Source organism: Frankia sp. AgPm24 (assembly GCF_023243055.1).
In the GTDB taxonomy this organism is placed as follows: Bacteria; Actinomycetota; Actinomycetes; order Frankiales; family Frankiaceae; genus Frankia; species Frankia umida.
Window position 1 is genome coordinate 1 of record NZ_JALKFW010000041.1, and the last position, 3,556, is coordinate 3,556.

Annotated in this window: 2 protein-coding genes; both read left to right on the forward strand. The window is 72.2% G+C overall.

Annotated features, from left to right (window positions below):
* Positions 1-2,494 (forward strand): SDR family NAD(P)-dependent oxidoreductase (locus tag MXD61_RS05455; RefSeq protein WP_248811750.1); only part of this gene is annotated, 2,494 nt, incomplete at its 5' end.
* A gap of 218 nt (positions 2,495-2,712) precedes the next feature.
* Positions 2,713-3,357, forward strand: coding sequence for a TetR/AcrR family transcriptional regulator (locus MXD61_RS05460; RefSeq protein WP_248811751.1), 645 nt, complete (start codon positions 2,713-2,715; stop codon positions 3,355-3,357).
* Positions 3,358-3,556 lie beyond the last annotated feature (199 nt).

The following is a 3,556-nucleotide window of genomic DNA, read 5'->3' on the forward strand; positions in this document are numbered from 1 at the left end:
CTCCGCGATCCGTGCCAACGCCCGCGCGAGATCCGCCTGCAGGCTCACCACCAGCGCCGCGAGCTCGTCCTACGACGGCGCCGACGGCACGGGCGGATCACCGGACACACCCGGACCCTACGGTCCGAGCAACCACACCGCGTCAACACTCCCGGGCCAGCGAGCCATCGAGTTGAGCCGTCCGGAGGTCCCGGAGCCCGTGGCGCTCGCCCGCGGCCTGGCCCGTCTGTGGACGGTCGGTGTCGCGGTGGACTGGGCCGGTCTCGTGCCGCTGGCCGTCGAGACCGGCCGGCGGCTTGCGCTGCCGACATATGCCTTCGACCGCCAGCGCTACTGGCTCGACCGCGACCAGCGCCCCGCCACCGACGAGCGGGAGGATCGCTTCTGGTCGGCGGTGGATCGGGTGGACAGCGCCGAGCTCGCCGACCTGGTCGGCATCGAGACCCCGGAGGCACGGTTGTCGCTGGCCTCGATGCTCCCGGCGGTCGCCGGCTGGCGGCAGCAGTGGCACGACGGACAGGAGTACCGGTCCTGGGGCTACCGCCTCGAGTGGGACCTGCTACCGGCGGGCGGATCGGCCTCGCTCACCGGCGACTACCTGGTCGTCGTCCCGCGCGGCGCGCGGTGGGCGCGGCTGACGTCCAGCTGCGTGGATGCGCTGACGGCGCATGGCGCGCGGGTCGAGTTGCTGGAGGTCGGCGGCGCGTGCGACCGGAGGAGTCTCGCGTTGGCGCTCGACGCGCGCGTCGACAGCGCGACGGTCGGCATCGTCTCGCTGCTCGCCCTCGACGAGACGCCCCACCCGCGTCACCCGACACTGCCTACCGGCCTCGCGAACACCCTGCACCTGCTCCAGGAGCACATCGACCACCCGGCCATCGCGCTGCACGTGCTCACCACCGCGGCCACCGCCACCCACGGCGACGACCCCCTGGAACACCCCGCCCAGGCCCATACCTGGGGCCTCATCCGCACCGCCGAGCTGGAGCACCCCCACCATCACCGTACCCTCATCGACCTTCCCGCGACCTGGGACGCCGGCACCGCCACCCAGCTCGCCACCGCCCTCGCCGCGACCGGCCACACTCAGCTCGCGCTGCGCCCCAGTGGTGTCCAGCTGCCCTACCTCACGCCCGCCCCGCTCACGGCCACCCCGACCGTGCCCCTTGATCCCGGCGGGACCGTACTCATCACCGGCGGCACCGGCGCCCTCGGCAGCCACGTCGCCCGCCACCACGCCCGCCGCCACCACCACCTCCACCTCCTCTCCCGCCAGGGCCCCCACCACCCCCACGCCACCGACCTGCGCACCGAACTCCTCGTCCTCGGCGCCCCCACCGTCACCCTCACGGCCTGTGACACCGCCGACCGCACCGCCCTCGCCGCCGCCCTCTCCACCATCTCCCCCGACCACCCCCTCACCGCCGTCATCCACACCGCCGGCATCGCGGGCTTGCGGAAGCCGGCGGCGGAGCTGGACCTCGACGAGCTCGGCGACCTGCTCGCGGCCAAGGCGGCCGGCGCCCGCAACCTGCACGAGCTGCTGCGGGACACGCCCCTGGAGCGGTTCGTGCTGTTCTCGTCCACGGCCGCCGTCTGGGGAAGCGCGGGCCAGGCCGGCTACGGGGCGGCGAACGCGTACCTCGACGCGCTGGCCGAGCATCGCCGGTCGCTGGCGCTGCCCGCGACCTCGATCGCCTGGGGCGCCTGGGCCGGCGCGGGCATGGCCAGCGACGAGCAGTACGTGGCGTGGCTCGACCGCAGCGGAATGCGCACCATGCCGCCGCAGCAGGCGGTCGCCGCCTACCAGGCGGTGGCCGACCGGGACGAGGCATGTGTGACCGTCGCGGACTTGGACCGAGCCCGCTTCGTCGACGCGTTCACCGCCGCGCGGCCCCGGCCGCTGGTGGACCGGCTGGCCACGCTGGCCGACGCCGCCCAGGCAGACGATGGTGCCGCGGCCGCCGTGGCGCCGCTCGCCGCGCGCGTGGCCGTGGTGCCGTCAGCCGGGCGCGCGGCCGTGCTGCTGGAGGCGCTGAGCGCCGAGGCTGGCGCCGTCATGGGTCATCCGGGACCTCTCGAGCTGGACGAGGAGCTGACCTTCCTGCAGGTCGGCTTCACTTCACTGCTGGGTGTCGAACTGCGAAGCCGCTTGGCCGCGGTTACGGGCCTGAGGCTTCCCTCCACATTGATCTACGACTACCCGACGCCGGCCACGCTCGTCGCGCACCTGCTGGAGCGTCTCGGTGGTACCGATGACCAGCCATCCGGCGGCGGGATCCTGGCGTCGCTGCGAACGCTGGAGGAGGCGCTGGGTCGCGCGCCGGACGACGAGGCGATCCGCGAGGAGATCGCCGGCAGGCTGGAAACCCTGGTGTGGCGGTGGCGGGAGTTCGCCGGGGGTGCCGTCGAGGACGCGGCGACGAGCGACGGTGATGACCTCGACACGGTGACCGACGACGACATCTTCGAACTGCTCGACCGGGAGCTGTGAGAAACGCCGGAGGATGAGGCTGCCCTCGTCACGCGGGCGGACGCCGTCCGGCTGGCGCCAACCGCGCGGCTGGTGAGTAGCCGGTCACGCTGCGCGAATATTCTGCTAGTTTACCATCAGTTCAGAGTGCGCTGTACTCTGCCGGTGGGTGACTACCCCCAGTCGGAATGACCGAGCGGCTGAACGATCGACCACTCGGCGCAGGGAAGGGACCTCCCATGATGGGCCTTGTCGGGGAGCAGTGGCCGCGGGCAGCGGCCGAGGGGCCTGGTGTCGGCCTGCGGGAGCGCAAGAAGGCCAAGACGCGGGCCGCGATCCAGCAGGAGGCGTTGCGCCTGTTCCGCGAGCGGGGCTACGAGGCGACCACCATGGAGCAGATTGCTGAAGCCGCCGAGGTGTCCCAGAGCACGGTCTTCCGCTACTTCCCGACCAAGGACGAGCTGGTCGTCTCCGACGAGCAGGACGCGTTCTTCCTCCAGGCGTGGCGCGCCCAACCGGCCGACCTGCCCGTCCTGTCGGCGCTGCGCCGGGCGATCCAGGAGACACTGACCAGCCTGTCGCCCGGGGAGTTCCGCGCGCAGCGCGACCGTGACGTCCTGATGGTGACGGTGCCCGGCCTGTGGGCGGCCAGCCTGGGAAACATCAATCAGACAACCCAGATGATCACCTCGCTGGTCGCTGAGCGGTCGGGCCGCGTGGAGAGCGCCCCCAGCGTCCGGGCGCTCAGTGCAGCGATCTTCGGTGTCATCCTGAGCGCCATGATCCGCTGGGCCGGAGATCCGGACTACGACGTCGCTCGGGACCTCGACCAGATGCTCGCTCACCTGGACGGTGACCTGCGCGCGGGGTCCGTGCCCGACTGAGCCGGGCACCACCAGGCGGCGAAGGAGGGCGTCGTGCGCAGACGGCGCCGCGCGGCCGGTGCCATCATGGTGCGGGTGCTCAACGCCCAAGGCTGTCCGGTACCCAGGGCACCCTAGGGTCTGTTTGGGAAGTCTCTGATCTGTGTTGCTGCTGGTCAGCTGGTGTGATCCAGGCTGGATGATCAGTTGTGTGGCGCGG

Excerpts from the sequence above, each read along its gene's own strand:
- MXD61_RS05460 (WP_248811751.1), top strand. The coding sequence starts at position 2,713 with ATGATGGGCCTTGTCGGGGAGCAGTGGCCGCGGGCAGCGGCCGAGGGG.